The following is a 3425-nucleotide window of genomic DNA, read 5'->3' as shown; positions in this document are numbered from 1 at the left end:
CACCGTCATTTTCAATGGTGATGCGGTAACCACCTGCTGTATGCTGGCCGGACAGGCTGACGAATCCACCATCATTACCCTGGAAGGGGTGGCAGAGGATGGCAAACCCAGCCTGCTGCAACAATGCTTTCTGGAGGCTGGGGCTGTCCAGTGCGGGTATTGTACTCCGGGAATGATCCTGACGGCCAAGGCCCTTCTGGACAAAAACCCTGATCCCACGGATGAAGAAATCACAGTGGCCATGTCTGGTAATTTGTGCCGCTGTACCGGCTATATTAAAATTCACGCTGCTGTGCGCTACGCCGTGGAACGGATGCGCGAACTGAGGATGAAGGAGGACGCCTGATGGGAAAGGACTATCAAGTACTTGGAAAAAACAAGGTCAAGGTTGATTCCCTGGAAAAGGTAATGGGCACCGCTAAATTTGCGGCGGATTATTCCTTCCCGGATATGCTCTACGCCGGGGTGTTTCGAAGTACTGTACCCCATGCCAGAATTGTATCCCTGGACCTTTCCAAAGCCCGGGCCATTGACGGTGTGGAAGCGGTGTTAGACTACCACGCCATTCCAGGAAAGAATCGATTTGGCATCATTATAAAGGATGAGCCTTGCCTGGTGGATGATAAGGTCCGTCGGTATGGCGATGCCATTGCCGTAGTGGCCGCCCGGACCCCGGACCTGGTTCAGGAAGCCCTGGATGCCATCACCATTGAATACGAGGAGCTGGAAGGGATTTTCACCATAGAGCGGGCCCTGGAGGAAGACTCCCCAGCCATCCATGGCGACACCAATATTCACCAGGTCAAACATTTGGAATACGGGGACGTGGATGCCGCTTTTAAACAATGCGATATCGTTGTGGAGGATACCTACTCCACCCACCGTCTAACCCATATGTTCATCGAGCCTGATGCCGGCGTATCCTACTACGACAATGAGGGAATGCTCACCGTTGTGGTGTCGACCCAGAATCCCCATTACGACCGGGGAGAGGTTGCTGGAATGCTGGCCCTGCCCAACAGCAAGGTCCGGGTTATTCAAGCCACTACGGGTGGCGGATTTGGCGGGAAGCTGGACCTTTCGGTTCAGTGCCATTGTGCCCTGCTGACCTACCATACCAAAAAGCCGGTGAAGATGGTCCGCTCCCGGGAGGAATCCACCACGGTCTCCTCCAAGCGTCACCCCATGACCATGCATTGTAAGACCGGGGCCACCAAGGATGGCCGGCTCCAGGCGGTGCAGGTTGAAATGTTTGGGGATACCGGGGCTTATGCCTCCTACGGACCGGCGGTCATCACCCGGGCGACGGTGCATTGCATGGGGCCCTACGTGGTGCCCAATGTACGGGTGGATTCTAAATTTGTCTACACCAATAATCCCATGAGTGGGGCCTTCCGGGGATTTGGGGTTCCCCAGGCATCGGTATGTCATGAGGGACAGATGAATGCATTGGCTAAAGCCCTGGGAATAGACCCCATTGATATCCGGATTCTCAATGCGCATCAGGTCGGATCGAAGCTGGCCACCGGACAAGTTCTGGAAAACAGCGTCGGCTTAATCGAAACACTGGAAAAAGCCAGAGAAAAAGCAGTGGAGGTGATGGGTTATGAAAAAACGCGGTAAAGGTGTCGGCAGTATGTGGTACGGCATCGGGAATACGGGCCTACCTAACCCTGCGGCTGCCTTCGTGGAAATCCACGGAGATGGTTCCGCCAACGTGATGTTTGGTGCGGCGGATATCGGACAGGGGAGCGGGACGGCCATGGCCCAGATCGCCGCTGAAGAGCTTGGACTTGATTATGAAAAAATCCATGTGACCTGGGGAGATACCATGGTCACCCCGGATGGTGGGGCAACGTCAGCTTCCAGACAAACCCTTATCACCGGAAACGCCGTTATTCTGGCCTGCCGTCAGGCCAAGGAAACCCTGGCTAAAACAGCAGGGGAAAAACTGGATTGTGCCCCTGAGGAGCTGAGCTTCAGAGACAATACTGTTTTTATAACTGCAGATCCAGAGCGCAGCATGACCTACGGGGAGTTAATGGCAGCCATGAAGGCCGCTGGCCGGATGGCCGTCGGCGCAGGGGCTTACAACCCCAACACAACGGGATTGGCACCGGATAATATGTCCGGGAATCCCTTTGAGGTTTATTCCTACGCGACCACCATTGCTGAGGTGGAGGTGGATACGGAAACCGGGGAGGTGGATGTCCTTAAGGTGGTTTCCGCTCACGATGTGGGAACCCCCATCAACCGATCCATGGTCGAAGGCCAGATCGAAGGGGGTGTCACCATGGGACAGGGCTTCGTCCTCATGGAGGAAATTGAGGTCAATACAAAAAATGGTGCTATTAAGAACCCGTCCATGTCAAAGTACATCATTCCGTCCAACCGGGACGTGCCGGAGATTCATTCAATCTTGGTCGAAAGTGAAGGCGGACCAGGACCCTTCGGAGCAAAGGGCGTGGGCGAACCGGCCCTGATTCCCATGATTCCGGCGGTGGTTGCCGCCATTGAGGATGCCTTGGACACACGTTTCACCCATACCCCCATTATGCCGAAAGACATCGTGGCAGCGGTAAAGGCACAAGAGAAATAAAACTGAATAAAATCCATTAATGTTAACAATTAGAGAGGGAAACACTATGGAAAACAAAGAGAAAAACGCAGTCGTACGGTTTTTGGAGAAAAAGAATGTCATTATCTCGTTTAAGCGATATGGCATCGATGCGCTTTCTGCAATGGCTCTGGGGCTATTTGCATCGCTCCTCATCGGGACGATCATTACCACCATCGGTCAGAATATCGGGAATTCCACCCTGGATCTGGCCACGGCAACCAATGTATCGACACTGGATTATATGGCAGTGAAGCTGGTGGAAATTGGGGGATTTGCAACCTCGGTGACCGGCTGTGCCATGGCGATATCCATTGGGTACGCCTTGCAGGCACCCCCTTTGGTCTTATATTCCCTGGCAGCCGTTGGGCAAGCCACCAATAAGCTTGGCGGGGCCGGGGGCCCCATGGCTGTTCTGGTGGTTGCCATCCTGGCAGCAGAGCTTGGAAAAATTGTTTCTAAAGAAACAAAGGTTGACATCATCGTGACACCCTTTGTGACCATCGCCGGGGGGATCATTATTGCCATGGCCATTGCCCCAGCCATTGGTGCGGCGGCCAGCAGCATCGGCTTTGCCATCATGTGGGCTACGGATTTCCAACCCTTCATCATGGGTGTTTTGGTCTCGGTAATCTGCGGGATCTGTCTGACCCTGCCCATCAGCTCGGCGGCCATTTGTGCGGCCCTGGGTCTCGTCGGTTTAGCCGGTGGGGCTGGGGTGGCAGGCTGCTGCGCCCAGATGGTTGGCTTTGCGGTCATGAGTTATCCTGAAAATGGTTTCGGGGGACTGATTGCCCAGGGGATTGGG

At 54.4% G+C, this 3425-nt stretch carries 4 protein-coding genes; all 4 read left to right on the top strand.

Annotated elements, in window-relative coordinates:
* Window positions 1-346: nicotinate dehydrogenase small FeS subunit NdhS (gene ndhS / locus VB081_RS11910; protein WP_323401019.1), on the top strand; the 346-nt coding region annotated here is incomplete at its 5' end.
* Window positions 346-1623, top strand: a complete 1278-nt coding sequence (ndhL, locus tag VB081_RS11905; protein WP_323401018.1) for a nicotinate dehydrogenase large molybdopterin subunit NdhL — start codon at window positions 346-348, stop codon at window positions 1621-1623. The genes ndhS and ndhL, both read left to right, overlap by 1 nt.
* Window positions 1607-2599, top strand: coding sequence for a nicotinate dehydrogenase medium molybdopterin subunit NdhM (gene ndhM, locus VB081_RS11900; protein WP_323401017.1), 993 nt, complete (start codon window positions 1607-1609; stop codon window positions 2597-2599). Before ndhL ends, ndhM begins: the two co-directional genes overlap by 17 nt.
* A gap of 19 nt (window positions 2600-2618) precedes the next feature.
* Window positions 2619-3425: PTS sugar transporter subunit IIC (locus VB081_RS11895; protein WP_323401016.1), on the top strand; the 807-nt coding region annotated here is incomplete at its 3' end.

The sequence above is a fragment of the Christensenella sp. genome, assembly GCF_034927525.1.
Lineage (GTDB): Bacteria > Bacillota > Clostridia > Christensenellales > Christensenellaceae > Christensenella.
Note: the sequence above shows the minus strand (reverse complement) of the source record. Positions and strands in the feature narration are given on the sequence as shown.

Coding starts and splice junctions, on each gene's coding strand:
- ndhL (WP_323401018.1), top strand. CDS start 346: ATGGGAAAGGACTATCAAGTACTTGGAAAAAACAAGGTCAAGGTTGAT.
- ndhM (WP_323401017.1), top strand. CDS start 1,607: ATGAAAAAACGCGGTAAAGGTGTCGGCAGTATGTGGTACGGCATCGGG.